Below are 26383 nucleotides of genomic sequence, written 5' to 3' on the forward strand. Positions count from 1 at the left end.
GGGCTTATAGCCCCTTTCTTATACATTTACTTTTTAAATGTTTGCTTAAGTTGCACTTGCGAAGATTCCTTAATAACTTCCATCACTGGATAGCTACGGGTTTCTTTGATGCCAGGCAGTTGCCATAAAACCTGTCCAGAGATCTTACGAAACTCTTCCATGTTGGCGCAACGAATTTTAACTACAAAATCAAACCCACCGCTTATCATGTGACATTCAACAATTTCAGGGTAACTTCTGACTGCATCAGAAAATTCTTCTAATACATTTGGAGTTGTTTTATCTAATAAAATTTCGACAAATACCACAAAACTTCGATTCAGCAGATCTGGATTTAACTTGGCTTCATAACCTGTAATATATCCATCCTTGGTTAGTTTTTGTACTCGAGCAAGCGCTGCTGTGGGAGAAAGATTGACCATTTCAGCAAGTTTTATATTTGATAGACGCCCATCTTTTTGCAAGATATCTAAAATTTTTAAATCTGTACGATCCAAGGTCATCATTTGAGTCTGCATGCGAATTATTCTCTAAATTTAACTCTAATTATAGTGAGTTATGCACCATATTTTCTGTAATTATAAATTAAATAAACCTTAAAGATAAATCTATTTCATTGTCACAGGACGCTGGCGTATATCTCATGGAACAACTTAGCTCACCCCTTTCTCGCCCAATAGACATTCAAGACATTACTGAATTTAAAGATAAATCAGATCTAGAATTAGAAATAAATCGTGCATGGCGCCGTGATGAATCTGAATGTGTCGAAACACTTCTCGAACAGACCGAGATTGATCAAGAAATTTCAGACAAAATTTATCAATTAGCCTTCAATTTAGCGCATTCATTACGTGAACGTAAAGGGTCAGCGGGCAAAGCAGGCATTGTACAGGGTTTATTACAAGAATTTTCATTATCTTCACAAGAAGGTATTGCGCTCATGTGTTTAGCTGAAGCGCTGTTACGTATCCCTGATAAAGCAACACGTGACTTATTGATCAAAGACAAAATCAACCAAGGCAATTGGAAAGATCATTTAGGTCAAAGCAGCCTAATGTTTGTAAACGCGGCAGCATGGGGCTTAATGTTGACCGGTAAATTAATGGAAACACCTAAAGCAAATAGTTTATCTGGTCTACTCACAGGCATCTTGGCACGAAGTGGCCGTGGCATTATTCGCAAAGCCGTTGATGTTGCTATGCGTATGATGGGTGAACAGTTTGTTACAGGTGAAACCATTGATGAGGCGTTAAATAATGCCGAACGATTAGAAGAACAAGGCTTCCGTTACTCATATGATATGTTAGGTGAAGCAGCACTTACAGATCATGATGCGGAGCGCTATTATCAAGATTATACAAATGCGATTCATGCGATTGGTAAGGCATCGTCTGACAAAGATGTTTACGAAGGCCCCGGTATCTCAATCAAACTTTCGGCGCTTCATTCACGTTATCAACGCTCGCAAATTGACCGTGTACACGATGAGCTTTATCACAAAGTCTTTAATTTAGCTGTTCTAGCGAAACAATATGATATTGGTCTAAATATCGATGCTGAAGAAACTGATCGGCTGGAAATTTCATTGGAACTTCTTGAACGCTTATGTTTCGAACCAAAATTGAATGGCTGGAAAGGCATTGGATTTGTGATTCAAGCTTATCAAAAAAGATGTTTTTACGTGGTCGATTACATCATTGATTTAGCTAAGCGTAGTCAAAAACGTTTAATGATTCGTTTAGTCAAAGGCGCCTATTGGGACAGTGAAATTAAGAAAGCACAAGTTGAAGGCATGACCGATTATCCTGTCTTTACTCGAAAAGTGCACACAGATTTATCTTACATTGCATGTGCTCGCAAACTTTTAGCTGAACCAGACTTTATTTATCCACAATTCGCAACACATAATGCACAAACCTTAGCCACTATTTATCATTTGGCAAATCCTGAACAATATTATAAGGGACAATACGAATTCCAATGTTTACATGGCATGGGTGAACCACTTTATGAACAAGTCGTCGGTTCTAAAGCAGATGATAAACTTGGCGTACCTTGCCGAATTTATGCACCTGTCGGAAATCATGAAACCCTTTTGGCTTATTTGGTTAGACGATTGCTTGAAAATGGGGCAAACACGTCTTTTGTAAATCGTATTGCTGATAAAACACTCAAAATTGATGACTTGATTGAAAATCCACATCAAACCATTGATGTCACAAGTCGAATCGAAGGCAAAGTTGGATTAAAGCACCCTGCTATTCCATACCCGAAACATTTATATGCTGATCATCGCCCTAACTCTCTTGGAATTGATCTTGCAAATGACCAAGACCTTGAACATTTGAATCATACTTATCAACAATGGTCTAAAGTTCAAATTAAAGCCCCCCCAATGGGTCTGAGATTAGATGAATCCGTACACGATACAGAGTCAATTGCAATTCTCAATCCTGCAAACCATCAAGATATTGTCGGTGAAGTGACGGAAACTCATGCCATGCAAGTGGAAATGGCGTTAGTTAATGCGACTGAAGCACAGCAGGATTGGCAAAATTTAGATAAAGATCAACGTGCAGAATATTTAATTACCGCATCCAATGTGATGGAGTCTCGACTTGAAGAGCTGATGGTTCTGCTCAGTCGTGAAAGCGGTAAAACATTTGCCAATGCGATTGCTGAAGTACGCGAAGCAGTAGATTTCTTACGCTACTACGCAGCACAAGTGAAAGATCTAGAACACAAAGCCGTTATTCAACCCTTAGGTACAGTACTGTGTATTAGTCCTTGGAACTTCCCATTGGCAATTTTTACAGGTCAAATCGCGGCGGCACTTGTAACAGGGAATACTGTAATCGCCAAACCAGCGGAGCAGACTCCTTTAATTGCCTCAATTGCAGTTCAGATCCTTTGGGAATCTGGCGTACCACAATCTGTCTTACAGCTCTTGCCAGGACGTGGTGAAACAGTGGGTGCACAACTCAGTAGTGATCATCGTATTCAAGGTATTATGTTTACAGGGTCAACTGAGGTTGCGAAAATTTTGCAGAAAACCGTTGCAAAACGACTGAATCAATTTGGTCAATCAATACCTCTCATTGCAGAAACTGGCGGTCAAAATGCCATGATCGTAGATTCTTCTGCCCTGACTGAACAAGTGGTATTAGATGTTGTCAGCTCAGCATTTGATAGTGCTGGTCAGCGTTGTTCAGCACTACGAATTTTATGTGTTCAAGAAGATAATGCGCATACCGTGATCAAAATGCTCAAAGGTGCAATGAAGCAATTGCGTGTCGGTATTCCAAGTTTGTTAAAAACTGATATCGGACCTGTAATTGATCGAGAAGCAAAACAAACCATTGATCGACATATCAATAAAATGAAATCTTTGGGCTATCCCGTTCAACAACTCATGTTGGATGAAGATGACTCTCATCTCAAGCAAGGGACATTTGTTAAACCGACTTTGGTTGAGTTACCACATTTAGATGATCTTGAACGTGAAGTTTTTGGTCCAGTACTGCATGTCATTACTTATAAATATGGCGAACTTGATCGACTTATTGATCAAATCAATGCCAAAGGCTATGGTTTGACTATGGGCTTACACACGCGTATCGATGAAACCATACAAACCGTAATTTCAAAAGCAGAAGTTGGAAATCTCTATATTAACCGCAACATTGTAGGTGCTGTTGTCGGTGTACAACCCTTCGGTGGAGAAGGTTTATCTGGTACAGGTCCCAAAGCTGGTGGACCGATGTATATTTATCGGTTAATGCATGAATGTACACATAAAAAAATTGAACAACCTTATGCAACGAGCAAAGGCGTTGAATTGACTGAACATCAAAACTTATTGAATCAATATAAAGATTGGGTCAATAAGTCATTTCCTCATTATCAAATGAAGGTGTTGCAACCAAGTTGTGTCGGACATAGCTATGAATTACAAGGACCAACAGGTGAAAGCAATCAATATGTTGTGTTACCGAGACATCGTGTTTTAAGCTTGGCAGATCAAGAAATAGATCAGATTCATCAACTTCATGCCATTCTCGCGGTTGGCTCTCAGCCAACTGTTCTAGGTGAGAATACGTTTGTTTTAAAATACTTACAGTCTATGCCTAAAGAGGTCGCTCAACGTATCGCCATTATTGCTGATATTGAGACAGGTAGTTTTGATGCAATTCTACATCATGGCACCAAAAATCAACTGTTAAAATTGCAAGATAAAGTGGCTCAGCGACAAGGTCCGATCATCGGAATAACACATCTAGAGCCTGGTAATTATGACATTCCTTTAGAACGCTTCTTTATTGAACGTGCAATTAGTATTAATACCGCAGCTGCAGGTGGTAATGCGAGTCTAATGACCATGCAAGCTTGATTCTGTTGAGTCAAAAAAACCAGTGCATTGCACTGGTTTTTTATTTGTGATTTAAACAGCAAGCATACTATTTAAAGTTTCAGATACATTTTTAGATTTCACGATAGGTTTCAATGCTTCGAGTTTCGCTTTGACTTCGGCTTGTTGAGGATGGGCTAACGTGTACCAACGTGATAAAAGTTGTAACAAACGTGAGCCTACAATCGGATTCTTTTCATCCAAATATTGAGCCAACTGAATAATATGATCTACCCCAAAACTCCAAGTATTGACAGGGTTTGAATTTAAACCACCAGTTACAGCACGGATTCGATTAGGTACTTTAAGATCGTAATCAGCATGTGATGTCAGTTTTTGAATCGTTTCTGCTGTCGCTTTCGGATAAGCTGCTTGGATCATAAACCACTGATCCATTGATAGAGCCTCATCTTTAAAACGCGTATAGAAATCTTCTAAAATCTCAACAGCTTGCGGTGCATCATTCCACACCAACACTTTTAAAGCACCTAAACGTTCAGACATATTACGTGTTTGACGATACTGTTGCTCAGCTAAATCAAATGCAGCCTCATCTCCTTGACGCGCAATAAATGAAAGCATGATGTTCTTTAAAGCACGTGTACCCATAGCTTGGGAAAAATCTGACTGTATTGCTGGATCTAATGATAAATAAGTCTCTTTAGCAAAATCACCTAAACGGCGAGACAAAGTATCTAATAGAGCGTTACGCTTTTCATAGATCGCTGTCGGTTGATAATCGTAGTCAATACGGCTACCCAAATAACCTTCACTCGGAACATCAAATAAACGTGAAGCTAACAGCGGATCTTGCTGAATTACTCTAGGTAGCGTTTTTAACATCGCTTCAATATATATGTCAGCAGGTTGGTCATTTAATAAGATGCGCTCAAGCAATGTTTGCGTCGCTTGCCACTGATTAAAGCCATTGGTTTCGTACTGTAATAAGAACGCAAGCTGTTCATCAGTATAATTAAACTCTAAATTCACGGGTGCAGAGAAATTTCGTAATAGTGAAATTACAGGCACCTTCTCCACATTTTTAAACTCGATCGTTGCTTCATCATTCGTGAATAAGTAAACACCATCTTTGACTTTATCTTCAACCAAAGCCGAGCATTCAAGTTGAAGTTGCTCACCAGTGTGTTCATCAAACAAAGCCAAAGCGACAGGAATTGGAACCGCTTTTAAGTTTGGATATTTTGGATGTGGTTTTAAACTTTGCTTAAATTTTAAACGATAAGTTTTTTGCTCAGCATCATACTCACCTTTAGCTTCAAGCTTAGGTGTGCCCGGTTGGTTATACCAACTTAAAAATCCTGATAAATCCACACCAGAACCTGCTGATAATGCAGCAACCCAATCTTCCACAGTCACAGCTTGACCATCATGGCGACGGAAATACTCATCCGTTCCTTTACGGAATTTTTCTTTACCTAATAAAGTCGCCATCATTCGGTTAATTTCTGCACCTTTTTCATACACAGTCGCTGTATAGAAGTTATTAATTTCTACGAAATGATCTGGACGTGGAGGATGAGACAATGGGCCTGAATCCTCAGGGAATTGGTGCGCTTTAAGCACTGCTACATCATCAATTCGTTGAACAGCAGCAGACTGCAAATCCTCAGAAAAAGATTGATCACGGAAAACGGTTAAACCTTCTTTCAAACAAAGTTGGAACCAGTCTCGGCAAGTGATTCGATTACCCGTCCAGTTATGGAAATATTCATGAGCGATAACAGATTGAACACGCATAATCGCAGCATCAGTCGTGTATTCTTCATCAGCTAAAACACATGATGTGTTAAAAATATTAAGCCCTTTGTTTTCCATTGCACCCATATTGAATGCACTGGTCGCGACAATCATATAATTGTCTAAATCATAAGGTAATCCATAGTGCTCTTCATCCCAACGCATAGAATGTTTAAGTGCTTCCATGGCAATATGGCACTTAGGAATATCTTTTTCTTCAGCATAAATTTCTAGAGCTACATCACGACCTTCAGAAGTGACGTAACGATCTTTTAAAACCGCTAAGTCTCCAATGACACATGCAAAGAGATAGGCTGGTTTCTTGGTTGGATCTTGCCAAATGGTATAATGACGTCCTTCGCCTACTTCACCCGCTTCAGTTAAATTACCATTCGCCAGTAGGACTGGAAATTTCTTATCCGCTTCGACACGTGTTGTGAAAACAGACAGCACATCTGGACGGTCTGGATAGAACGTAATTTTACGAAAGCCTTCTGGTTCGTTCTGTGTAACAAACAGATCAGATGCTGCTTGGTATAAACCTTCAAGTTGTGTGTTTGATTCAGGATGAATTTCAACGACTGTAACGATGCATGCATCATCAGGTGCATCTTTAATCACTAACTGTTCATCATCTAGATGATATTGCGAAGAATCTAACTCTTGACCATTCAGTGTAATTGACTTCAACTCAAGCTCACGACCAAGCAACACCAAATCACCTTCAGTCTGACGTTGCATTTTTAGTGTGCCTGTCACCATCGTATGATCGTCATAGACTTGGATATTTAAATCAATCGAATCCACGACAAATGCTGGCTTCTGATAATCTTTCAAAAAAATCGTTTGATCTGCTTCGATCACTGGATTTGCCGCGATATTCATAACTCGTCCTATAAGCTGTTCTTTACAGCGATTATGCTTTTATGTGAAGTCAATTGATCATAGGTCAAAATTGACGAATTGTCTGTGTTTGACGCTCTATTTAATATGGGTCTATTCATGTTTTTTTCAATTTAATTTATTTGTAGTAACAACAGTTTGCTTCTTTATTACCCGTTTCAAATATCTTGTCTAAGTACGATAGAAATGTAACAAAAATTCACTTCTTTATTTTCAAGCATAATTATTGCTTCAGTTTAAGAGCGGTAATCATCAAAAAACTTATAAATCATAAATGAGGTGAAATATGCTCATCAGGGACCACATAGTCAGAGTAGAAAACATCAAAACCATGCAGATGATGGATGCTGCTAAAATTGATCATCGCGTGATTGCAGCATTTTTAACCAGCGAGGGAATGCCTATTGAAACATCAGAAGTCACAGCTGTATTGAAAAACTATGATGCACTCGGAATCAAGAGATTATCTCAAAAGAAATCTCAGGTACTGATCCAAGCTAAAATGCAACATTTTTCCGATTCAGAGCTCCCTTGCCCTTTAACCTATTAAATCCTCCATCTAGGTCGATCTAACATTTGAGGAAATGATTTTCCGGTTCGATCTATTCATATATTTCACATAAGCAGGCATTCACCTGCTTATTTTATTGATCGCAACACCAGTCAGATTTGTTTTCAATACTGACTCAATCAAGCGATGTTGAACAATCGTGTGTATAATTCTTTCATCTTGAAATTAAAGTGCTACCATGTTGCAAATTCTCCAAAAAAATGCTGATGAAAGTAGTTTCTGTCCACTTTGTCAGGCCAGTATGTACTTTATTGAAGCAGAAGAATTTGATAAAGAAATCCTATTCCATCAATGCTCTCACTGCCACCATCAAGTCTTTCAAGATGAAAACCGCAACTGTCATTGTGAGCGTTGCACAGCAAAACGAAAGAAAATGATGCAGGAAACTCGCATTCAAGAACAACGTAAAATTGCATCGAAGAATAAAGACATACAAGAACTCGATTTGCATCAACTGAGCTTTATGCACAAGTTGTTTTTACTCTCAATATTAGATCAACAAGTCCATGAGCATACCCAACATCAAGAATTCATTGATTGGGAAAATATTAAATATCACACCATTACCCCAAGTTATTTATTTCAAAATTATTTGATGAAACAACTTTTGAAAGACAATATTCTTGTCCCACGTGACTTTTCGAGTGAACTCAGTCAATACTATATTAATGTCCGTCTTGACGGCTATTCTGAGCCGAGCTTGTTTAGTATTACTCAAGCATTACGTCAGCTCTTTTATGAAAATCTGAGCCAAGGTGTACCATTTAAAAATAGTGATGAAGTCAAAAGTGCACTCTATACTCTGTTGTACCAAGAAATTATTCAATTTGCGCAATACTACTGTCGTACTTGGGGCGTTCAAATTGCTGGAAATCAGAGTTTTCAAACCTTTTGTTTTAGATTATTAGACTCACTCGCTGTGGGTCAAATCTATTATTTAGTTCAAACTGCGCTTGAATATTTGCACCATCAGAAAGCACTCCAAGCCCGTAATGAAAATTTTATCAATACCAACCTTTTAAAAAAGACCTTACAGCAATATCGTGAACGTTCTTTAGCTGAAAAATGGGAAACCTCAACACTGCCAAGGCTACCTAACTTACCTTTAAGTAAAATGAGCGAAATCTTATTTTTTCATTTTATGGGCTATGATGAATCAATCTTTTTTCAACCCGTTTGGCGATCGTGGAGTAAAATTGAGCCACGTTTAAATTTCTACTCACAAAAACGTTGTATGAATTGTGGCTCAAATGAACTTTCTGTGGATTATGATGCAGATGACTATGTCAGTTTAATTTGTCGTAATTGTAATCACCAAGACCACTATTTTACACGCTAGCGAACGACTATGAATCATCCAGAAAACTTGATAGCAAATGCTCCAAAAGATATTGTGGTTCAAACCCAAGAGATTCTTAAACAGGTCATTGAAGCATGGCATCTGTTAAAAACCACTCAACCTTTAGTGCATTGTATGACCAATCAGGTTGCTGCCAACTATGTCGCAAATGTACTGTTAGCTGCTGGTGCCTCACCTGCCATGATTGATAATCCTTTTGAAGCTGAAAGTTTCGTGAGTATTAGTCAAGCTTTAAGTATCAATTTAGGGACTCCTCATAAAGAACAAGTTGCCGCAATGAAAATTGCCACAGAAACTGCTCACAAAAAAAATATACCTTGGGTATTAGATCCTGTTGGCTATAGTGCTGTTTTGCCATGGCGTACTGAAATTACAAATGATTTATTGCGGTTTAAACCCACCATTATCCGAGGTAATGCTTCAGAAATTGGGAGCTTAGCAGGACAACAAAATCAATCTAAGGGTGTAGACAGTACCCTCGATAGCGCTGCCGTAGTAGAACAGGCAAAAACTTTATTAGATTACTCTGAATGTATCGCAATTTCTGGCGAATCTGATTTTATTCTTTCTAAGTCTTATGGATGTATGGTTAAGATTAATGGAGGTTCACATTTACAGCCAAAAGTTACCGCTACAGGATGCGCCTTAGGTGCATTAATTGCTGCTTATGCTGGCGTAACAAACCCAACCATTGCATGTATTGCTGCCCATGTACACTTTGCCATCGCAGGTAAGCTCGCTTATACGCAGGCTCAAACTGTCGGAAGTTTTAATGTCGCTTTCATCGATGAACTCTATAGCTATTCGGCTGAAAAAATTCAAAACAGTGCAGATATCGAAATACTGACTTTTGCTGCATAACGATAGGCTGAAGATCACTTCAGCCTTTTTAGTCTTACTTCTGAACTCTACCTTTACGATAATGCTCTTTTGGCATTTCCGCTAACTCAATGATCAATTGAACCGTTAAGCCTTGAGCATGATAACCATTAAAGCTATGAAGATACTCATTTAAGCGATCTGAAATAAGATTCTTTTGCTCTTCATTACGCCCCGTCATGATCCCTAAACGAACATGAATATAGGCTTGAGGCTCTTCGCCAAAACCAATCAGGAAATCACTATTAGCACGAATACGTGATTTGATATCAGAAGGATGTCCCACTAGACCTGTATCAAATAAAGCGTGGTTTAAGCCTAAAAGTAACGCTTGCGCATCTAAATTTTGGATATTATCCGAATACTCAACGATCATCTGTGGCATCTTAATTCCCTTTGCTTGTGTGTTAAAAAATCAATTTCAAATGCGTAACTCATTATTCAATGAATAATAAGGCTAATCTCACTTGGTCATAGCCCATACGCGGATTGGTATTTTCCACGATCGGACGCAACTTGATCGCACCATCTTCACCGAAATGTTCAGGACTCTGTCTTTTAAGTAATTTTTTATAGATTTTACGTACTTGTTCAACGACTTCATCCCCAGGATGAGCAACCGAGATATCTAACCCCTGCTCACGATGGAGTTTGCCTAAGTGGTTAATAATGGTTGCTGGCGTTAAACCACGCTCAACCGCAATATCCTGAATTTCATAACCATTTTCAAAGAGTTCGCGAGTTTCATCGAGAGTCGCGGTGGCATAATTGGCTTTGCCTGCATTTTTGGCAATTTTTTTCTCATTACGACTAATCTCAAGCTCATTGAGTGTGCCACCACAGTGCCGAATAAATGCCTTATGTTGCGCTTCTAAATCAGCATCACCAAAATGCGCTTCTGCTTCATCAGAGAGTTCTTGAAATCTTCGGTCGGCTTTAATTGCTAAACTGTCTAATTCTAATGCTTGCTCATTGAAGCCGAGCAACCTCAGACCATCAATAGATTTCAAACGAGATATGGCGACATAGCCCTGACCCTTTTCAAAGGTATTCGCCAAATTGATTTCCGCCGCCGATAAAGTCATCCCTTGAGACTTATGAATAGTAATCGCCCAAGCTAACCGCAAAGGAACTTGGGAAAAACTCGCGATTGTCTTTCCTGCATCATTATCAACAGACCAGGTTTCAGGTTCGACCACCAGAACAGTGCCGTCTGTTAATTTCACTTTAGGTAATACCCCGTGATCATCTACTTCTTCAAAGCCAATGACTTCACCAAGGCTGCCATTGATATAACCCACATCAAAATTGTTTTTTACAAACATGACTTTGGCATGTTTCTTTAAGGTCAATTCTTCTGGTGCACGAACGGAAGATTTTAATGTCTCGATTAATTTTTCATTACCATCCATTTGTGCACAAAATTGATGACCATCCCCATCAATCTCATTTAAATGACGATAATTAATGGCATCAACATCCATATTATGGGTATACAAACGTGTAAATGTTTCACCAATATCTTGCTCACGCGTTTGTTGTAAAGCTTGAATATGCTCAGCTTGAATATTTTGCGCACGGATTGCATTCAAAATATCATTCAAGACTGAGTCATCTTGTCGATGTTGTTCGGTTAAATAACAAACACGAAATTTCGCCTCTACCCAAGCTTGGGACATAAAACAGAATTTATCTCGATTTTTTTCGTCATTGCGTCCGACTGGTGGTAACTGGAAGAAATCTCCAGCGGCAATCACCTGTATGCCACCAAATGCTTCATCAGACTCTTTAAAAAACTTGAGCACTTGATTAACTAAATTAAGCTGCTTCGCATGTAGCATCGAAATTTCATCAATGATCAACACCTGCGCATTTTCTAAATGCTCTTTGAGATATTTACGCTCTTTCATGCGCTTTAGATCATCATCTGATAAAAAATCTTTGATCCCGATCCCCGCCCACGTATGAATGGTCATCCCATTCATGTGTGTGGCTGCAATGCCTGTAGATGCGGTAATGGCGACTGAAACTTTTCGTGCCTTAAGATAATTAATATATTGATTAAGCGTATACGTTTTTCCTGCACCTGCAGAACCTGTCAAAAAGACATTTTCTCCTGCTTTCATTAACTTCAGTGCAGTTTCTTGTTTCATATGTGCTTAACCTAATTTGAACGCTCATAGCCTAACGACATTTCATAAAAAAGTTAAGCCAAAAATCAGCCTTGTGATCATGTTAACGCGTGAATACGTCAATTTAAGGCGCATCAGTTGTTGATTTGTTCCGGATCTCCAAAATTCCAAATCAACATTTCATTGACTTGATGTACAAACTCTTTGGCCTCCCTCACAACCTTTAGATCAGCAACTTCATTATTGGGCAAACGCAGTTGGTCAAAATGAAGCTGATCGAATTTAAAAAAACAACCGAGTGTCAAATGCTGTGAGGGATCATGTAAATTTGACATATGGAACGCCACATATTCACCATCAATAATTCTTTGGGTATAAGATAAAGCCAGGCAATGTTTATAATTTACAGACTCTTGAATAATTTGCTCTAATTCATTCAACTCCACAAATTTCCAATTCTCTGTATACATGACTGCTTGAGGTGATACTCGTTTCCAATGACTTTCAGCATGTCTCAATTTCAAAGTCGTCAATGTATCCACATAATGTAAATGCTGATGCCAACGTATTGCTTGCTGATACCATGCGGGCCATGTCATATTTTTCGAAATAGTTCTATCTTGTTGGAAAAAATCAATGAGATAATCTGCGACATAAGAGTCAAAAATACTATTGCTTCGGTTATATTGAGAGTTTGGATGTTTAAAGCGCTGCCTAAACTCATCTAGATTGATATGATACTGCTGCATCAAGAAATGAAAATGCGTTTGATGTTGTGTTGAGGGCTCAATAAATTTGATGATTTCATCAGGTAGATATTTAACTAAGTCATTTAAAAACAACATATAAGACTGCATCACTTGAGAAATACGTTTAAAGACATATTTCACTGAACTCAATCCTTGCTGATCCAATGACCATAACAAGTCCAACCATTCATTAAGATATAAAATAGAAGCCGTGAGAGGTTGTGATTTTTTAGAATATTGAACATTTAGCGGCTCATGCTCAGCAGATAGTTCAAACCATGATTGTTGCTGTGAAATACGTAAACACTCAGAAATAAATAAACGACCGATAACCTGTTCAAAATATTGAATCGAGAGTTGTATGACATGCGGATGTACTTTACAGCAATCCACAAAACTTAAAGCGGTGACGGCCAATCGAATATTGGGATCTTTTAAATTTTCACTTACCCAGTCGATGACAAGATAATCTTGTTTAAATAACCAATTCACTGCTCTTTTGTGTATAAACAGTGGCGACTGTTGCGCTATATCTTCTACCCAATACTGCACATCTTTATTTAAAAAATTTTGTTTATTGAAAATATCTTGATACTGCCAATACCCTCGTTTGATCCAACGTGTAAAACCTAATAAATGCGGTGTTTGCTCGTTATGCTGTTTGAGTAAATTGAAATCAGGCTCTAAGTCTACCAATTGAGATAAGCTAAATTGTTCTTCGAAAGAAATTTGTGCCATACGATATAACCGTTTTGGCAACATTAATTCTGCTGAAGTGCTTAACCGATCGTATACTGGAATCAATTTTTGCACTGCAAGAAAATTATCTCCCATAACTGAATTGACCAAACACAGATGTTTAAAATTTAGTTCAACTTCCAGAGGTATTTCAGCACCAAATCGACTGAAATTCAGCAAATGAGGTTCATCATAATACTCACTTTGCATCATGATTCGATCTAACTGCATCGCTTGCTGATCGGTCAAATTATAGAGGCACTGTTCAACACGATTTTCTCCATCGACCCATTTAAAGACTTCTTCAACCAGCATTTGACGAAATAACTGCACTTTCGTTTTTAAATATAAAGAATGATGTGAGGCCTTATGATTAAAGATAAAACTAAAATCATTGAACATAAAATCCGCAATTTTTTGAATCTCGACATTTGAGTGGGATGTATAAAATTGAATTTTATAATCATCGATACACTCAACTGTGAGCAGTCCATCTGCGATCACTAAGCTATTATTTTCCTGATCAATTACGAATAAATTTTCAGGCGTAATCGTCCATAGATATAACCACTGATCCTGAAATACGGCTTTGAGTGTATCGCAATGATCAATTAATGCCTGTGCAGTATATTGATGACGTTGCTTTGGATTTTGCGGAGGACACGCCAGCATACAGTTTGCCTAAATAAGAAAGACTGGAAGAATTTTAAAAATAACAACGATATAACTATATTATTCTATCTTAAAATGAGTTGTGCTATTCAGATTCTGTAACTTTTGTATGAGTCACATTAGCAGTTCGTATCATGCAACAATTATATGAAAATTTCTTGAAAGTACGTTTGACTCACTGCTCTGACTGTATTAAAACAATCTCATACTAAGAACTTTAGAGACAATAATGAAAACAGTGGTGATTACAGGTGCAAATACAGGAATTGGATTAGCGACAGCAAAAAAATTTGTTGAAGATGGTCATCATGTCGTACTTGCCTGTCGTAATTTGGATAAAGCTCAGAAAGCTAAAGCAGAAATCAGCACCAAAGGTCATGGTCAAATTGATATTGTAGAATTAGATTTAAATGATTTAAATCAAGTCAAATCTGCAGCACAAACTTTAAAAGAAAAATATTCACAGATTGATATTTTGGTCAACAATGCAGGTCTAATGACGCCTAAATTAGAAGAAACGGCTAATGGTTTTGAAAAACAAATAGGTGTCAATTATCTAGGACATTTTGTGTGGACAATACAATTGTTACCTTTACTTCAAAACGCGCCTTCAGGCCGTATCATTCATCTTGCATCCATGATGCATGTTCTGGGTAAAATTGACACACATCAATTTAAATTTCATTCTGTTAAAAAATATAACGGTGTACTCAGCTATGGAAATAGTAAATTAGCAAATTTACTATTTAGTCATGCCTTAGCTGAAAAGCTCAAAGGCACATCTATCACCAGTAATGCAATTCATCCAGGTGGTGTGGATTCCGAAATTTATCGCGAGCTTCCTAACTATCAATATCGCGCTTTAAAATTGTTCTTAATCTCACCCAACAAACCAGCAAATCTTATTCATCAAATTGCGTTATCACCTGAATGGTCTAAGAAAACAGGTCAATACAAAAGTTTGCAAACACCAGCTTTTCAATCTGCACATGCGAAAAATCGTAGTTTAGCTCAGCGATTGTTTGACGAGACAGAACAACTTTTAAAAGAATATTTATAGTCAATATAAACAATTTTGAATCAGGGAATGAATCAATAGATGATCGAAAAAATGAGTGCTGAGACCACGCTACAATACCAACCCGACATTTTAGGTGAAAAATTTGAGCAACATATTTTCAAATTTTCGCCTGATTATGATGGTGAGGTTATTGCAACATTAGTACGTCGTCCATCAGATATTCCATCAACTAAAGCTGTGCTGTATATCCATGGCTTTATTGATTATTTCTTTCAACAAGAAATGGCGAAAAAATTTAATGCCCAAGGTTTTCAGTTTTACGCCATTGACCTTAGAAAATACGGTAGATCACTACTTCCGCATCAAAAACCTTATTTTGTGAAAGACCTAACCGAATATGATGAAGATATTCATGCCGCATTGAATACAATTCAAAGTGACGGAAATGAATCGGTATTATTATGCGGTCATTCTACAGGCGGTTTAACTGCCACTTATTTTTCAATTCGACACCCTGATCATCCATTGATTAAAGCAATCTGGGCCAACAGCCCATTTTATGATTTCAATATGAATGTATTAAAAAAGAAATATGCGCTTCCAATGATTGCAAAATTAGCTCAGCAATTTCCGTTGATGCAATTACCAAGTGAATTAAATAAGTTTTACGTGAAGAGTTTGCACGAAAATTTGAACGGTGAATGGAGTTTTGATCTCAAGCTTAAACCTAAAACCTACACCAAAGTGTATTTGAGTTTTATTGGTGCTGTTGTGAAAGCACAACAGAAAATTCAATCTGGTCCTAAAATTTCAGTTCCGCTCCTTGTTATGCACTCAAGTCGCACGACCAATCCGAAGAAATACAATATTGATGTTCAGACCTCTGATGTGATTTTAGATGTAAAAACCATCGAAAAATATGCAAAAGGATTACAAGGTGATGTCACTGTAATGACAATTAAAGATGGCCTGCATGATTTGGTTCTTTCAAAAAAACTGGTTCGTCAGCAAGTGTATGACCAACTCTTTGCTTGGCTTTCTTCAAAAAATCTGTAAATTCAGTTCATCTAAGACCTCATTTTACTGGTCTTGATTGTTAATGTGTATTGATCAAGCTGAATGGACTTTCTCTTGGTCATACAATATTTCTATTCTTCAACGTTCCCATGTCTTCACAGACCTTTGCGACCAATCTCCTTTTCACCCATTTGAAATATTATTTCTTGCTTTCTGTTTCTTGTTTTGAGCCATGGAGAAATTGGGTTGGTATTTGGTAGGTACACATCTTCTCAAGCGTGTCCAATACTGCAAACACGGTAAATATCGCCGAACACAACAATAAATGGTAAAAGGAATCTCACCATGGCTTTTAAAAATATTGCAGACCAAACAAACGGTTTTTATATCCCTTGTGTTTCACTTTTCGGACCAGGTAGTGCTAAAGAAGTTGGAACCAAAGCTCAAAATTTAGGGGCTAAAAAAGCACTGATTGTGACTGATGCAGGTTTATACAAATTTGGTGTTGCAGATATCATCGCTGGCTATTTAAAAGAAGCGCAAGTGGAGAGCTACATATTTGCTGGTGCCGAGCCTAATCCGACTGATATTAATGTCCACGATGGTGTGGAAGCCTACAATAATAATGCTTGTGATTTTATTATTTCTTTAGGTGGTGGCTCTTCACATGATTGTGCTAAAGGTATTGGTTTAGTGACTGCAGGTGGTGGGCACATTCGCGACTATGAAGGAATCGATAAAAGTACCGTTCCGATGACACCTCTTATTGCAATCAACACAACTGCAGGAACTGCTTCGGAAATGACGCGTTTCTGTATTATTACCAATACAGAAACTCATGTAAAAATGGCAATCGTCGATTGGCGTTGCACTCCACTCATTGCCATAGATGATCCTAAACTGATGATCGCAAAACCTGCAGCATTGACAGCTGCAACAGGTATGGATGCGCTTACTCATGCCGTCGAAGCCTATGTTTCAACAGCAGCAAACCCAATTACAGATGCCTGTGCTGAAAAAGCCATCAGCATGATCAGTCAATGGCTGAGTCCTGCGGTTGCTAATGGTGAGAATATTGAAGCACGTGATGCAATGAGTTATGCACAATATTTGGCAGGCATGGCATTTAATAACGCCTCTCTAGGTTATGTACATGCCATGGCTCACCAATTAGGCGGTTTTTATAATCTTCCGCATGGTGTGTGTAACGCGATTTTACTCCCACATGTCTGTGAGTTCAACTTAATTGCCTGCCCTGATCGTTATGCCAAAATAGCTGAATTAATGGGTGTAAATATTGAAGGATTAACCATTAATGAAGCTGCATATGCAGCAATTGATGCGATAAAAATCCTCTCTCAATCTATTGGCATTCCAACAGGATTAAAAGAGCTTTCGGTTAAAGAGGAAGATTTAGAAGTGATGGCTCAAAATGCACAAAAAGATGCCTGCATGCTCACTAACCCACGTAAAGCAGATCTCCAACAAGTCATCAACATTTTTAAAGCTGCAATGTAAACTTTTGAGTTGCTAGATCTAAAAGAGAATCTGGATACACTTCAGATTCTCTTTTTTACTCTTTGATTCTCAATCGAATCTGATAGTGCATTACATCAGGAACGGCGGCGTTAAATTTTTGTAGGTATAAATAAATGAGGATAAAATACGTTAACAATACGAAGAATATGCTTTAGGCCGTTGTGTTTTACTTTAATTCGGCTCAATTACGATAGTGCTGTAAAAGTTGTTGCGTTGAATAATCTTGCGGTGACAACTCCATTAAACGCTCCATTGCATCAACTGCATCAGGATTTCGTGCAATGTATTTTAAAAGCACTTCAACATCACAATAGTTAAAAATTGCTTCACTCAAACGCGAATCTAAACAATTTCGCCAAGAACATAAGAATGGGCTTTCTGTTTTTGCGAGCATTACACCATTGACCTGCTGTAAAGCTTTATCAATAAATCCAACGTCTAAAGCATTTTCGATTCGGAGGAAATCAGCCTCAATATGAGCCAGTAATTTATAGGGTCTTGAGCCTAACATTCCACCCAATAAATCTCGAAGCTGCGACATTTCAGCTTTTAAAGTTCCCATGCTTACCTTTCGCTCCCCATACAAAGCTTGATGAAGCGAATCTAAGCTAAGCCCTTGAGGACATAATGCCAATATTGTCAAAATTTCAATCTGTCTAGGTGTAACCACCAAGGTACGTCCGTTAAATATGACTTGAGGAATTCCAAAGGTACGAATAAATAAATGTTGGCGTTGATAATTCAGTAATGCTGATTGTATTAAAGATGCACAACGTTCTGCTGCGAGTAGTCCAAAACTATTGTGATGATCCCATGTCGTTGATAAATCTAATACACCAATGAGTTGCTTCGAAAATGGATCAACAATTGGTGCTGCATAGCACACCCAATCATGAATAGACTCCATATAGTGTTCATTTGAAAACACACAACTTGATTTTTCAGTTTTCAAGGTTAATGCTAAAGCATTGGTTCCAACCACTTCCTCCCGCCATTGACCGCCTTCAATAAAGTGAACACGTTCTGCAGCCTTACGCATTTGTTGACTAGCTTCCGTCCAAATAATGGTGCTGTTGATATCGCCTACCGCAAGTACCATAGATGATTGTTGTGCAACATGTTTTAACTCTTGTTCACATATTTTCAATGCTTGATTTAGGCTGTTACTTTCAACAGTACTCGTTGTGATCAACGGCGCTACCATTCGCTCTTTCGGAATTTCTGCCAACTTCGATCTTTGCCAAGACTTTAAAATATGCTGACCAAGTTGTTTCGCCTGTACAGTTGAAAGACTGATTTTCTCTCTAAGTGTTTCTATTTGTTGTCTTTGCTTGATAAGAGTCTGCATTGAGTTCATTCCTTATTATCTCAACATTTCCCAATATGCATATGTTGTACTTATTATAGTTATAGTATTTGTTGATCAGTTGTAAACCTTCATCATTCCAACCTTTTTCCAACCTTATTGTGGTTATGTTAACTCATCAATAATAGAAGATATCTAATACCAAAGACGAAGATATTTTCCATAACTTTACAGCACAACCAAAGGATGGACACTATGCGCTACGCTGATCCCAATCAACCAGATTCTAAAGTTCAATTTAAAGCACAATACGAAAATTTCATTGGTGGGAAATGGGTTCCTCCAGTAAAAGGTGAGTATTTTGATAATCTTTCTCCCGTAGATGGGAAAGTTTTTACTCGAGTTCCCCGTTCTTCAGTCGAGGATATTGAACTCGCTTTGGACGCAGCTCATGCCGCTAAAACTGAATGGAACAAAACGTCTGCAACAACTCGCTCTAACATTTTATTAAAAATAGCAGATCGCTTAGAAGAGAATCTAGAATTACTTGCTGTGGCAGAAACATGGGACAATGGTAAACCTATCCGTGAAACCTTAGCTGCAGATATTCCACTGTGTATTGACCATTTCCGCTATTTTGCTGGCTGTATCCGCGCACAAGAAGGTGGTATTTCAGAAATCGATGAAGATACTATCGCTTACCATTTTCATGAGCCGTTGGGGGTCGTTGGACAGATTATTCCATGGAACTTTCCGATTTTAATGGCGGCGTGGAAACTTGCGCCTGCATTAGCAGCGGGGAACTGTATTGTCTTAAAACCAGCTGAGCAAACTCCTGTCAGTATTCTAGTTTTAGTTGAACTGATACAAGATATTTTACCACCAGGTGTGCTGAATATCGTCAATGGTTATGGTGTTGAAGTAGGACGCCCTCTTGCCACAAATCCACGTATTTCAAAAATTGCATTTACTGGCTCAACTGCGGTTGGTCAATTAATTATGCAATATGCCACCGAAAATATTATTCCAGTGACATTAGAACTGGGTGGCAAATCTCCAAATATTTTCTTCGAAGACATCATGGATAAGGATGATGAATATCTAGATAAAGCGCTTGAAGGTTTTGCCATGTTTGCCCTGAATCAGGGAGAAATTTGTACTTGTCCATCACGCGCTTTAGTCCAGGAAAGTATTGCAGATAAATTCTTAGAGATGGCTGTAGAGCGCGTGAAGCGAATTAAAACGGGACATCCACTTGATACAGAAACCATGATTGGTGCTCAAGCCTCGCAAGAGCAACAAGATAAAATTTTAGGTTGTATTGCGACAGGTCGTGAAGAAGGTGCTCAAATTCTTACGGGTGGTCAAGCTCGTGAAGAAATTGGACAAGGTTTTTATATTGAGCCGACGATTTTCAAAGGCAATAACAGCATGAAAACATTCCAAGAAGAAATTTTTGGACCAGTTTTGGCTGTGACAACATTTAAAGATTTCGACGATGCCATCAAAATTGCCAATGACACCATTTATGGATTAGGTGCTGGTGTTTGGTCTCGATCAGCGCATACTTCATATCGTGCAGGACGTGCAATTCAATCAGGTCGAGTCTGGACAAATTGCTACCATATCTACCCTGCTCATGCTGCTTTTGGCGGTTATAAAAAATCAGGGATTGGTCGTGAAAATCATAAAATGATGCTGGATCATTACCAACAAACTAAAAATTTATTGGTGAGTTACTCTACTAAACCAATGGGTTTCTTCTAAAACAAAAGCTAAAGAAGCGGCAGATTGCCGCTTCTTTTCTGCTACAGGAGTTTAATGGATTAGCTGGCTTGTAGACTTTTCATATCAATCACAAAACGATATTTCACATCACTTTGAAGCATTCGCTCAAATGCCTCATTAATATTTTGCATATCAATGACTTCTACATCCGACACGATATTGTGCTCACCACAAAAATCAAGTAGTTCTTGAGTTTCTTGAATCCCACCAATCACCGATCCAGCGATTGATTTTCTTCCCATAATCATGGGTACGGAATTGCTGCTAAATTCTCCGAGATAGCCTACCAATACTAGTGTCCCACTCAATGCAAGTGTCGGAATATAAGGCTTTAGATCATGATCATATGGCACAGTATCAATAATTAAATCGAACTGATTTTTCACTGATTTCATTTGTGTTGGATCTGTTGATAACACGACATGATCTGCACCTAAATCACGTGCATCCTGTTCTTTATTTGCTGATCGTGTAAATAAAGTCACTTCTGCACCAAGTGCATGAGCAAGTTTAATCGCCATATGACCTAAACCACCGAGTCCAACAACAGCCACTTTAGAGCCTTTACCGACATTCCAATGTTTTAACGGCGACCATGTCGTGATCCCTGCACATAAGATGGGTGCAATGGATTGAGTATCTAAATTTTCAGGTACTTTCAATACAAAATCTTGGCTCGCAATGATCGTTTGTGCGTAGCCACCATAAGTAGGTGTTTGATCATGGCGATCTAAACTACCATACGTTTGTGTATTGCCAGCTTCACAATATTGCTCCAAACCTTGGTGACAAGCTGAACAAGTACGACATGAATCTACCATACACCCGATTCCGACCAGATCTCCAACCTTAAACTTCGTTACCGATGCTCCGATGCTTTTTACGCGACCAATTACTTCATGACCAGGTACAATTGGGTAACGACTAAAACCCCAATCATTACGCGCTTGGTGTAAGTCAGAATGACATACACCGCAGTATTCAATATCAATAATGACATCATCGGGGCGAGCTTGACGTTGCTGAAACGTATATGGAACCAATGGACTTTTAGAATCAAGCGCTGCGTAAGCTAAAACATTATGGATCATCGTGACTCCCTCAAGCTGTTAATTTCGTACTCTCTTATTCGTTATATCACATCAATATTTTTAATAAATTTAGCTGAGTCTCAATTTAATTTCTTTTTCACTTATTTTTGTAATTCGCGCTCTACAAAATGCAAGCGATCTTGCCCCCAGTACATATTTTCCCGCAAAAAAAATGTAGGTGCTCCGAACACCCCTCGTTGTACGGCATTGTTTGTTTCATCAATCAATTTTTGTTTTACCACCGGATCTTGGCTTAAATCCAAAAGTTGCTGACCGTCGATTGCATCACCTTGAAATAAATTTATCAGAACTTCTGGATCGGCTAAATTCAAGGGCTTTCTAAACATCGCATCAAAAAGCTTGGTCAAAATCACTTCAAAATATTCATCATGATAGATTTTCACTGCCGTTAATATACGCATTAAAGTCAATGTATTCATTGGAAAATATGGATTCATCTGCATCGGGATCTGATAATAATCTGACCAACGACTTAAGTCTTGCATTGAATAGATCCCTTTAACAGGCACCTCAATTGGACTCTTGTTACCAGTCGACTTAAAAATTCCACCCAATAAAATTGGTGTGTAATCAATCACTGCATTATATTTTTGGGTGATTTCTTGTAGCTTATAAAAAGCCAAATAACTAAATGGACTGCCAAGATCGAAATAAAATTCAACTTTTTGTTGTTGTGTAGTCATGTCTTATCCTTATTAAATATGATTACCACTGTTCAGACCATGGTCGCAAATCCAATTCATGTGTCCAAGCATCTCGTGGTTGATGAGCAATATGCCAATAGTTATCAGCTATATGTTGAGGATTCAAAATACCGTCATGCTGTTTTTTTTCATACAAATGAGGGAAAGTATCTTTAATAAAATCAGTATCAATCGCCCCATCAATAATGATGTGCGCAACATGAATATGATGAGGCCCTAACTCTTTTGCCATACTTTGGGCTAAGGCTCTTAACGCATGTTTAGCGCCAGCAAAAGCGCTGAAATATGCTGAACCACGGATGCTTGCTGTTGCACCAGTGAAAATGATAGTGCCGCGCTGCCTTGCGACCATCCGTTTAGCTACTTCACGACCATTTAAAAAAGCACTAAAACAAGCCATTTCCCAGATTTTAAAATATTTACGTGCTGTTTCTTCTAGAATGCTACACGGCACATTTGCTCCAATATTAAAAACCAATACTTCAATCTGACCAATGTCACGTTCAATTGTGTCAATCAGTTGAATCACTTGATCTTCTTTTCTTGCATCTGAAGCAAATCCATAAGCTTTACCACCGTGTGCTTCAATCTCTCGGATGACAAGTGCAAGCTTGTCTGCATTGCGTCGAGTCATACAAGCAGTATATCCACCTCGTGCAAAGCGTTTTGCGATCTCACTGCCTGTGGCATCTCCTGCACCAATGATCAGTGCGACCTTATTATATGTTGATTTTTCTTCTGAATGATTAATTTCTGACTGCTGATCGTTCATCATCTCTCCATTAAATAACGATCGTTATTATAACGATCACTATGTTATAGTTTTGAGGCACAGTCAATGGTTATTGAATATTCAATATGAGATATAAAGCAGGATATAAAGAAGAAAAACGTCGTGATATTTTAAAAACCAGTGGTGAACTTGCAAAAAAACAAGGTTTTAACAATACTGGGGTTGATGGTTTTATGCACGCTGCAAATATGACCAGCGGTGCTTTCTATTCTCACTTTTCTTCAAAAAACGACTTATTTAAAGCCTTAATCGAATCTGAAATCGGAGCAAGTATTCAACAGTGGGAAATGAATCCTCATCAAGATCCAGAATCTTGGTTAGATTTTGAAATGAACCGATATCTTTCTCTATTACACGTTCAACACCCAGAAAAAGGCTGTGTTTTACCCTCACTTGCTGCTGAAGTTTCACGCGCTGATGTTGACATTAAACAATGTTTTGAAAAAGAACTTCAGCGTGGTTACAAACTATTTGCGCAGCATGCTCCAGAACCTGATTTCGCTTGGGCAATACTCTGTCAAATGGTGGGCTCCGTACTATTAGCGCGTGGAGTTCAAGATGAACGCTTAAAAAAAGATATTCTCAATTCTAGTCTAGCTATGCTCAAGACATTATTAAAAAATGGGATTGCGAAATAAATCGTTTTATATTGTTTTATGGAAGAAACCTTAGTTCCAAAAGCTCTATAATTTCCTCATCATTCTTTTAAGAACGTCACATCATGAGAAAGCTTCCTGAAACAGTATATGCAATACAGCATTTAGCCTTTGAAGATCTAGGTTCTTTTGAGGAGACACTATATCAACTGGGTTATCGGGTCAGATATTTTGATGCAGGTGTGGATGATCTTTCAGTAGCATTAAACTACGAAGGTCTGACCATTATTTTGGGTGGACCGATTGGTGTTTATGAAACAGAAGATTACCCTTTCCTACAAACAGAAATAGACTTACTTAAAGAAAGATTAAAACTTCAACGCCCTACGCTTGGCATCTGTCTAGGTGCTCAACTCATTTCAAAAGCCTTGGGTAGTGCAGTATATGCCGGCCACACCAAAGAAATTGGCTGGAGTACGGTAGATATTATAAATGAGCAAGACAACGTTCTAAATTCTTTAAATAGTGTGCCAGTTTTGCATTGGCATGGTGATACCTTTGATCTTCCCGCGCAATCGAAACTTCTGGCGAGCACTCAAATTTATAAAAATCAGGCTTTTCAAGTTGGATCTAATATTTTAGCACTCCAGTTCCATCCTGAAGTGACCTCAGATAGTTTAGAGAAATGGTTGATTGGTCATACTTGCGAATTGCGTAAAGCGGGTATCGATATTACTCAATTACGTGCAGATAACCACCGTTATGCTGAAAAGCTAGAATCTGTGGCAGGTTCAATCTTAAGCCGTTTTATTGAACAGATTAAATGATTTTGATTTGAATGCCTTCAACCCAACTGTAGATCAGGATATTGGATTATGCTATACCTAAATTCAATATCCAAAAATTATAATGAAGATATAAATGTCACCACTGTTCAGTTTAGCCATCGTTCATTTCTTTGCACTTATTAGTCCTGGACCAGATTTTTTATTTGTCACGCAAAGTGCCGTTCGACAGTCTCGCATACATGCACTTTTTGCAGCATTAGGAATTTCTCTTAGTATTTTAGTTTGGGCAATTTGTGCTATGAGTGGATTACACTATCTATTCCAAAAAATGGCTTGGCTCCAAACAATTATGATGATTTTAGGAGGGGTTTATCTCATTTATTTAGGCATTCAACTCTTTAAATCAGGGCTAACGAAATTAGAACCTGCTTCAGCTTACGTTACAAAAGGCATAGTCAAGAAAAAATACAGTTCTTTACTCATTCAAGGCTTTCTCACCAATATGGCAAATCCTAAAGCATTAGTTTACTTCAGTAGTGTTTTTGCGCTTGCGATGAATAGTGATGCAACTCTGATACAGCAGAGTTCACTGTTAATGTTAATTTTTATTGAAAGCTTGATTTGGTTTGCGATAGTTGCTTTTATTTTTTCTGCTAAACAAGTAAACACAATATATCAAAAAATCAGTAAGAAGATTGATCTTATAACAGGTAGTATTTTTATCAGTTTTGGATGTTTCTTAATTTTTAATCGCGATTAAAAAAGCACCCGTAGGTGCTTTCTTAAATGTACTGTTTTTGAAGAATATTATTTCTTATCAGTTGCGACTGAAGCTTCAGTCGTAATATTCACCGTGATTTTGTCGCCTACATTAGGCACATATGCTCCAACACCGAATGCAGAACGGTCAAATGAAGTCGTTGCATTGAAACCAATAGACTGAGCTTTCGTCATAGGATGTTCAGCTTGTTTATTCAAAACAGCATCTAGTACGACAGGCTTAGTAACATTTTTAATCGTTAGATCACCTGTGATCTTATACTTGTTCTTACCATTTGGTTGAACTTTAGTACTTTTAAAAGTGATATTCGGATATTTTTCAGCATCAAAGAAATCTGGTTTCAATAAATGTTCATCTAATGCTTTAACATTTGTATTGATACTTGAAAGTGGAATTGTAACATTCACTGCTGAATTCGCAGGCTTTTCATTGTCTACTTTGATCGTCCCTTGGATATCGCTAAAATTACCTGAGGGTGTAGAAAAACCAAAATGATCCCAAGTAAATACTGTCGCTGTATGAGTTGGATCAATTTTATACTCAACTGGTTTAGCAACTGAAACTGTTGCTACAGAAAGCACTACGGCACTTAACGCTATTGTTTTAAAGTTCATCAATTTTTCCTCGAATTTTTTAAAACATTTATGAAATGGATAGTGAATAATGTATAGCATTCTGAAATTCTTGCATCAGTACAGATAGAACAGTTTGTTGCAAGATTAGAACGCACCTTAAGAAGGTGTCACTTTTATCAAATCAATTTGA

21 protein-coding genes are annotated in these 26383 nt (G+C 38.0%); 11 read left to right on the forward strand and 10 right to left on the reverse strand.

What is annotated here, in order from left to right; genetic code table 11:
- Nucleotides 1-26: 26 nt before the first annotated feature.
- Entirely contained in the window at nt 27-518 is a 492-nt protein-coding gene (locus AC1M9N_RS01345) for an Lrp/AsnC ligand binding domain-containing protein (RefSeq protein ID WP_035263751.1), read from the reverse strand.
- A 125-nt stretch (nt 519-643) separates the two neighbouring features.
- On the opposite strand from AC1M9N_RS01345, the gene putA reads away from it, so the two are divergent.
- Nucleotides 644-4393 carry a trifunctional transcriptional regulator/proline dehydrogenase/L-glutamate gamma-semialdehyde dehydrogenase gene (gene putA / locus AC1M9N_RS01350; RefSeq protein ID WP_481954132.1) on the forward strand — a complete coding sequence of 1250 codons (3750 nt, stop codon included), beginning with the start codon at nt 644-646 and terminating at the stop codon, nt 4391-4393.
- A 51-nt stretch (nt 4394-4444) separates the two neighbouring features.
- Here the strand turns inward: putA and pepN are convergent, their stop codons facing one another.
- Nucleotides 4445-7054, reverse strand: a complete 2610-nt coding sequence (gene pepN / locus AC1M9N_RS01355; protein WP_481954133.1) for an aminopeptidase N — start codon at nt 7052-7054, stop codon at nt 4445-4447.
- A 304-nt stretch (nt 7055-7358) separates the two neighbouring features.
- Between pepN and AC1M9N_RS01360 the strand changes: the two genes are divergently transcribed.
- The 3 genes from AC1M9N_RS01360 to thiM all read left to right on the forward strand — a co-directional run bounded on the left by AC1M9N_RS01360 (nt 7359) and on the right by thiM (nt 9864).
- Complete coding sequence (locus AC1M9N_RS01360) at nt 7359-7622, forward strand: hypothetical protein (protein ID WP_035263756.1); 264 nt, start codon at nt 7359-7361, stop codon at nt 7620-7622.
- A gap of 199 nt (nt 7623-7821) precedes the next feature.
- Nucleotides 7822-8982 carry a hypothetical protein gene (locus AC1M9N_RS01365; protein WP_481954134.1) on the forward strand — a complete coding sequence of 387 codons (1161 nt, stop codon included), beginning with the start codon at nt 7822-7824 and terminating at the stop codon, nt 8980-8982.
- Between the two features lie 9 nt (nt 8983-8991).
- Complete coding sequence (gene thiM / locus AC1M9N_RS01370) at nt 8992-9864, forward strand: hydroxyethylthiazole kinase (protein WP_481954135.1); 873 nt, start codon at nt 8992-8994, stop codon at nt 9862-9864.
- A 34-nt stretch (nt 9865-9898) separates the two neighbouring features.
- Here thiM and AC1M9N_RS01375 read toward each other — a convergent pair whose 3' ends face one another.
- From AC1M9N_RS01375 to AC1M9N_RS01385, 3 genes are all read right to left on the reverse strand, one after another.
- Nucleotides 9899-10267: a 5-carboxymethyl-2-hydroxymuconate Delta-isomerase gene (locus AC1M9N_RS01375; RefSeq protein WP_035263762.1), complete on the reverse strand. Its 369-nt coding sequence runs from the start codon at nt 10265-10267 to the stop codon at nt 9899-9901.
- Between the two features lie 52 nt (nt 10268-10319).
- The gene (locus AC1M9N_RS01380) at nt 10320-12035 is read right to left on the reverse strand and encodes an AAA family ATPase (protein ID WP_481954136.1); all 1716 of its coding nucleotides are present in this window, start codon (nt 12033-12035) and stop codon (nt 10320-10322) included.
- Nucleotides 12036-12148: 113 nt separating this feature from the next.
- A complete protein-coding gene (locus AC1M9N_RS01385) occupies nt 12149-14173 on the reverse strand; it encodes a hypothetical protein (RefSeq protein WP_481954137.1) in 2025 nt (674 codons plus the stop codon).
- Between the two features lie 229 nt (nt 14174-14402).
- Between AC1M9N_RS01385 and AC1M9N_RS01390 the strand changes: the two genes are divergently transcribed.
- From AC1M9N_RS01390 to mdh, 3 genes are all read left to right on the forward strand, one after another.
- The gene (locus AC1M9N_RS01390; protein WP_092766390.1) at nt 14403-15233 is read left to right on the forward strand and encodes an SDR family oxidoreductase; all 831 of its coding nucleotides are present in this window, start codon (nt 14403-14405) and stop codon (nt 15231-15233) included.
- 51 nt (nt 15234-15284) lie between these two features.
- Complete coding sequence (locus AC1M9N_RS01395; protein ID WP_481612698.1) at nt 15285-16250, forward strand: alpha/beta hydrolase; 966 nt, start codon at nt 15285-15287, stop codon at nt 16248-16250.
- A gap of 306 nt (nt 16251-16556) precedes the next feature.
- A complete protein-coding gene (gene mdh / locus AC1M9N_RS01400) occupies nt 16557-17729 on the forward strand; it encodes an iron-dependent methanol dehydrogenase (RefSeq protein WP_481954138.1) in 1173 nt (390 codons plus the stop codon).
- Between the two features lie 202 nt (nt 17730-17931).
- Here the strand turns inward: mdh and AC1M9N_RS01405 are convergent, their stop codons facing one another.
- Nucleotides 17932-19107 carry a sigma-54-dependent transcriptional regulator family protein gene (locus AC1M9N_RS01405; RefSeq protein WP_481595370.1) on the reverse strand — a complete coding sequence of 392 codons (1176 nt, stop codon included), beginning with the start codon at nt 19105-19107 and terminating at the stop codon, nt 17932-17934.
- 204 nt (nt 19108-19311) lie between these two features.
- Between AC1M9N_RS01405 and exaC the strand changes: the two genes are divergently transcribed.
- The gene (gene exaC, locus AC1M9N_RS01410) at nt 19312-20823 is read left to right on the forward strand and encodes an acetaldehyde dehydrogenase ExaC (protein WP_180027767.1); all 1512 of its coding nucleotides are present in this window, start codon (nt 19312-19314) and stop codon (nt 20821-20823) included.
- Between the two features lie 59 nt (nt 20824-20882).
- On the opposite strand, the gene AC1M9N_RS01415 is transcribed toward exaC, so the two are convergent.
- From AC1M9N_RS01415 to AC1M9N_RS01425, 3 genes are all read right to left on the reverse strand, one after another.
- Nucleotides 20883-21935, reverse strand: a complete 1053-nt coding sequence (locus tag AC1M9N_RS01415; protein ID WP_481954139.1) for an NAD(P)-dependent alcohol dehydrogenase — start codon at nt 21933-21935, stop codon at nt 20883-20885.
- 101 nt (nt 21936-22036) lie between these two features.
- Nucleotides 22037-22639, reverse strand: coding sequence for a 2-hydroxychromene-2-carboxylate isomerase (locus tag AC1M9N_RS01420; RefSeq protein ID WP_481589915.1), 603 nt, complete (start codon nt 22637-22639; stop codon nt 22037-22039).
- Between the two features lie 22 nt (nt 22640-22661).
- A complete protein-coding gene (locus AC1M9N_RS01425) occupies nt 22662-23432 on the reverse strand; it encodes an SDR family oxidoreductase (protein ID WP_481954140.1) in 771 nt (256 codons plus the stop codon).
- An 86-nt stretch (nt 23433-23518) separates the two neighbouring features.
- On the opposite strand from AC1M9N_RS01425, the gene AC1M9N_RS01430 reads away from it, so the two are divergent.
- The 3 genes from AC1M9N_RS01430 to AC1M9N_RS01440 all read left to right on the forward strand — a co-directional run bounded on the left by AC1M9N_RS01430 (nt 23519) and on the right by AC1M9N_RS01440 (nt 25597).
- Entirely contained in the window at nt 23519-24091 is a 573-nt protein-coding gene (locus AC1M9N_RS01430) for a TetR/AcrR family transcriptional regulator (RefSeq protein ID WP_481954141.1), read from the forward strand.
- An 83-nt stretch (nt 24092-24174) separates the two neighbouring features.
- Nucleotides 24175-24876: a glutamine amidotransferase gene (locus AC1M9N_RS01435; RefSeq protein ID WP_481954142.1), complete on the forward strand. Its 702-nt coding sequence runs from the start codon at nt 24175-24177 to the stop codon at nt 24874-24876.
- A gap of 94 nt (nt 24877-24970) precedes the next feature.
- Nucleotides 24971-25597 (forward strand): LysE family transporter, encoded by a 627-nt coding sequence (locus AC1M9N_RS01440; protein WP_481587113.1) that lies wholly within the window; start codon nt 24971-24973, stop codon nt 25595-25597.
- Between the two features lie 47 nt (nt 25598-25644).
- Here AC1M9N_RS01440 and AC1M9N_RS01445 read toward each other — a convergent pair whose 3' ends face one another.
- A complete protein-coding gene (locus AC1M9N_RS01445) occupies nt 25645-26232 on the reverse strand; it encodes a YceI family protein (protein WP_092766398.1) in 588 nt (195 codons plus the stop codon).
- Nucleotides 26233-26383 lie beyond the last annotated feature (151 nt).

This window comes from Acinetobacter sp. ANC_7655 (assembly GCF_056784015.1).

Bases quoted from the DNA above. Each gene is read 5' to 3' on its own strand.
- AC1M9N_RS01345 (WP_035263751.1), bottom strand. From the start codon at position 518: ATGCAGACTCAAATGATGACCTTGGATCGTACAGATTTAAAAATTTTA.
- putA (WP_481954132.1), top strand. From the start codon at position 644: ATGGAACAACTTAGCTCACCCCTTTCTCGCCCAATAGACATTCAAGAC.
- pepN (WP_481954133.1), bottom strand. From the start codon at position 7,054: ATGAATATCGCGGCAAATCCAGTGATCGAAGCAGATCAAACGATTTTT.
- AC1M9N_RS01360 (WP_035263756.1), top strand. From the start codon at position 7,359: ATGCTCATCAGGGACCACATAGTCAGAGTAGAAAACATCAAAACCATG.
- AC1M9N_RS01365 (WP_481954134.1), top strand. From the start codon at position 7,822: ATGTTGCAAATTCTCCAAAAAAATGCTGATGAAAGTAGTTTCTGTCCA.
- thiM (WP_481954135.1), top strand. From the start codon at position 8,992: ATGAATCATCCAGAAAACTTGATAGCAAATGCTCCAAAAGATATTGTG.
- AC1M9N_RS01375 (WP_035263762.1), bottom strand. From the start codon at position 10,267: ATGCCACAGATGATCGTTGAGTATTCGGATAATATCCAAAATTTAGAT.
- AC1M9N_RS01380 (WP_481954136.1), bottom strand. From the start codon at position 12,035: ATGAAACAAGAAACTGCACTGAAGTTAATGAAAGCAGGAGAAAATGTC.
- AC1M9N_RS01385 (WP_481954137.1), bottom strand. From the start codon at position 14,173: ATGCTGGCGTGTCCTCCGCAAAATCCAAAGCAACGTCATCAATATACT.
- AC1M9N_RS01390 (WP_092766390.1), top strand. From the start codon at position 14,403: ATGAAAACAGTGGTGATTACAGGTGCAAATACAGGAATTGGATTAGCG.
- AC1M9N_RS01395 (WP_481612698.1), top strand. From the start codon at position 15,285: ATGAGTGCTGAGACCACGCTACAATACCAACCCGACATTTTAGGTGAA.
- mdh (WP_481954138.1), top strand. From the start codon at position 16,557: ATGGCTTTTAAAAATATTGCAGACCAAACAAACGGTTTTTATATCCCT.
- AC1M9N_RS01405 (WP_481595370.1), bottom strand. From the start codon at position 19,107: ATGAACTCAATGCAGACTCTTATCAAGCAAAGACAACAAATAGAAACA.
- exaC (WP_180027767.1), top strand. From the start codon at position 19,312: ATGCGCTACGCTGATCCCAATCAACCAGATTCTAAAGTTCAATTTAAA.
- AC1M9N_RS01415 (WP_481954139.1), bottom strand. From the start codon at position 21,935: ATGATCCATAATGTTTTAGCTTACGCAGCGCTTGATTCTAAAAGTCCA.
- AC1M9N_RS01420 (WP_481589915.1), bottom strand. From the start codon at position 22,639: ATGACTACACAACAACAAAAAGTTGAATTTTATTTCGATCTTGGCAGT.
- AC1M9N_RS01425 (WP_481954140.1), bottom strand. From the start codon at position 23,432: ATGAACGATCAGCAGTCAGAAATTAATCATTCAGAAGAAAAATCAACA.
- AC1M9N_RS01430 (WP_481954141.1), top strand. From the start codon at position 23,519: ATGAGATATAAAGCAGGATATAAAGAAGAAAAACGTCGTGATATTTTA.
- AC1M9N_RS01435 (WP_481954142.1), top strand. From the start codon at position 24,175: ATGAGAAAGCTTCCTGAAACAGTATATGCAATACAGCATTTAGCCTTT.
- AC1M9N_RS01440 (WP_481587113.1), top strand. From the start codon at position 24,971: ATGTCACCACTGTTCAGTTTAGCCATCGTTCATTTCTTTGCACTTATT.
- AC1M9N_RS01445 (WP_092766398.1), bottom strand. From the start codon at position 26,232: ATGAACTTTAAAACAATAGCGTTAAGTGCCGTAGTGCTTTCTGTAGCA.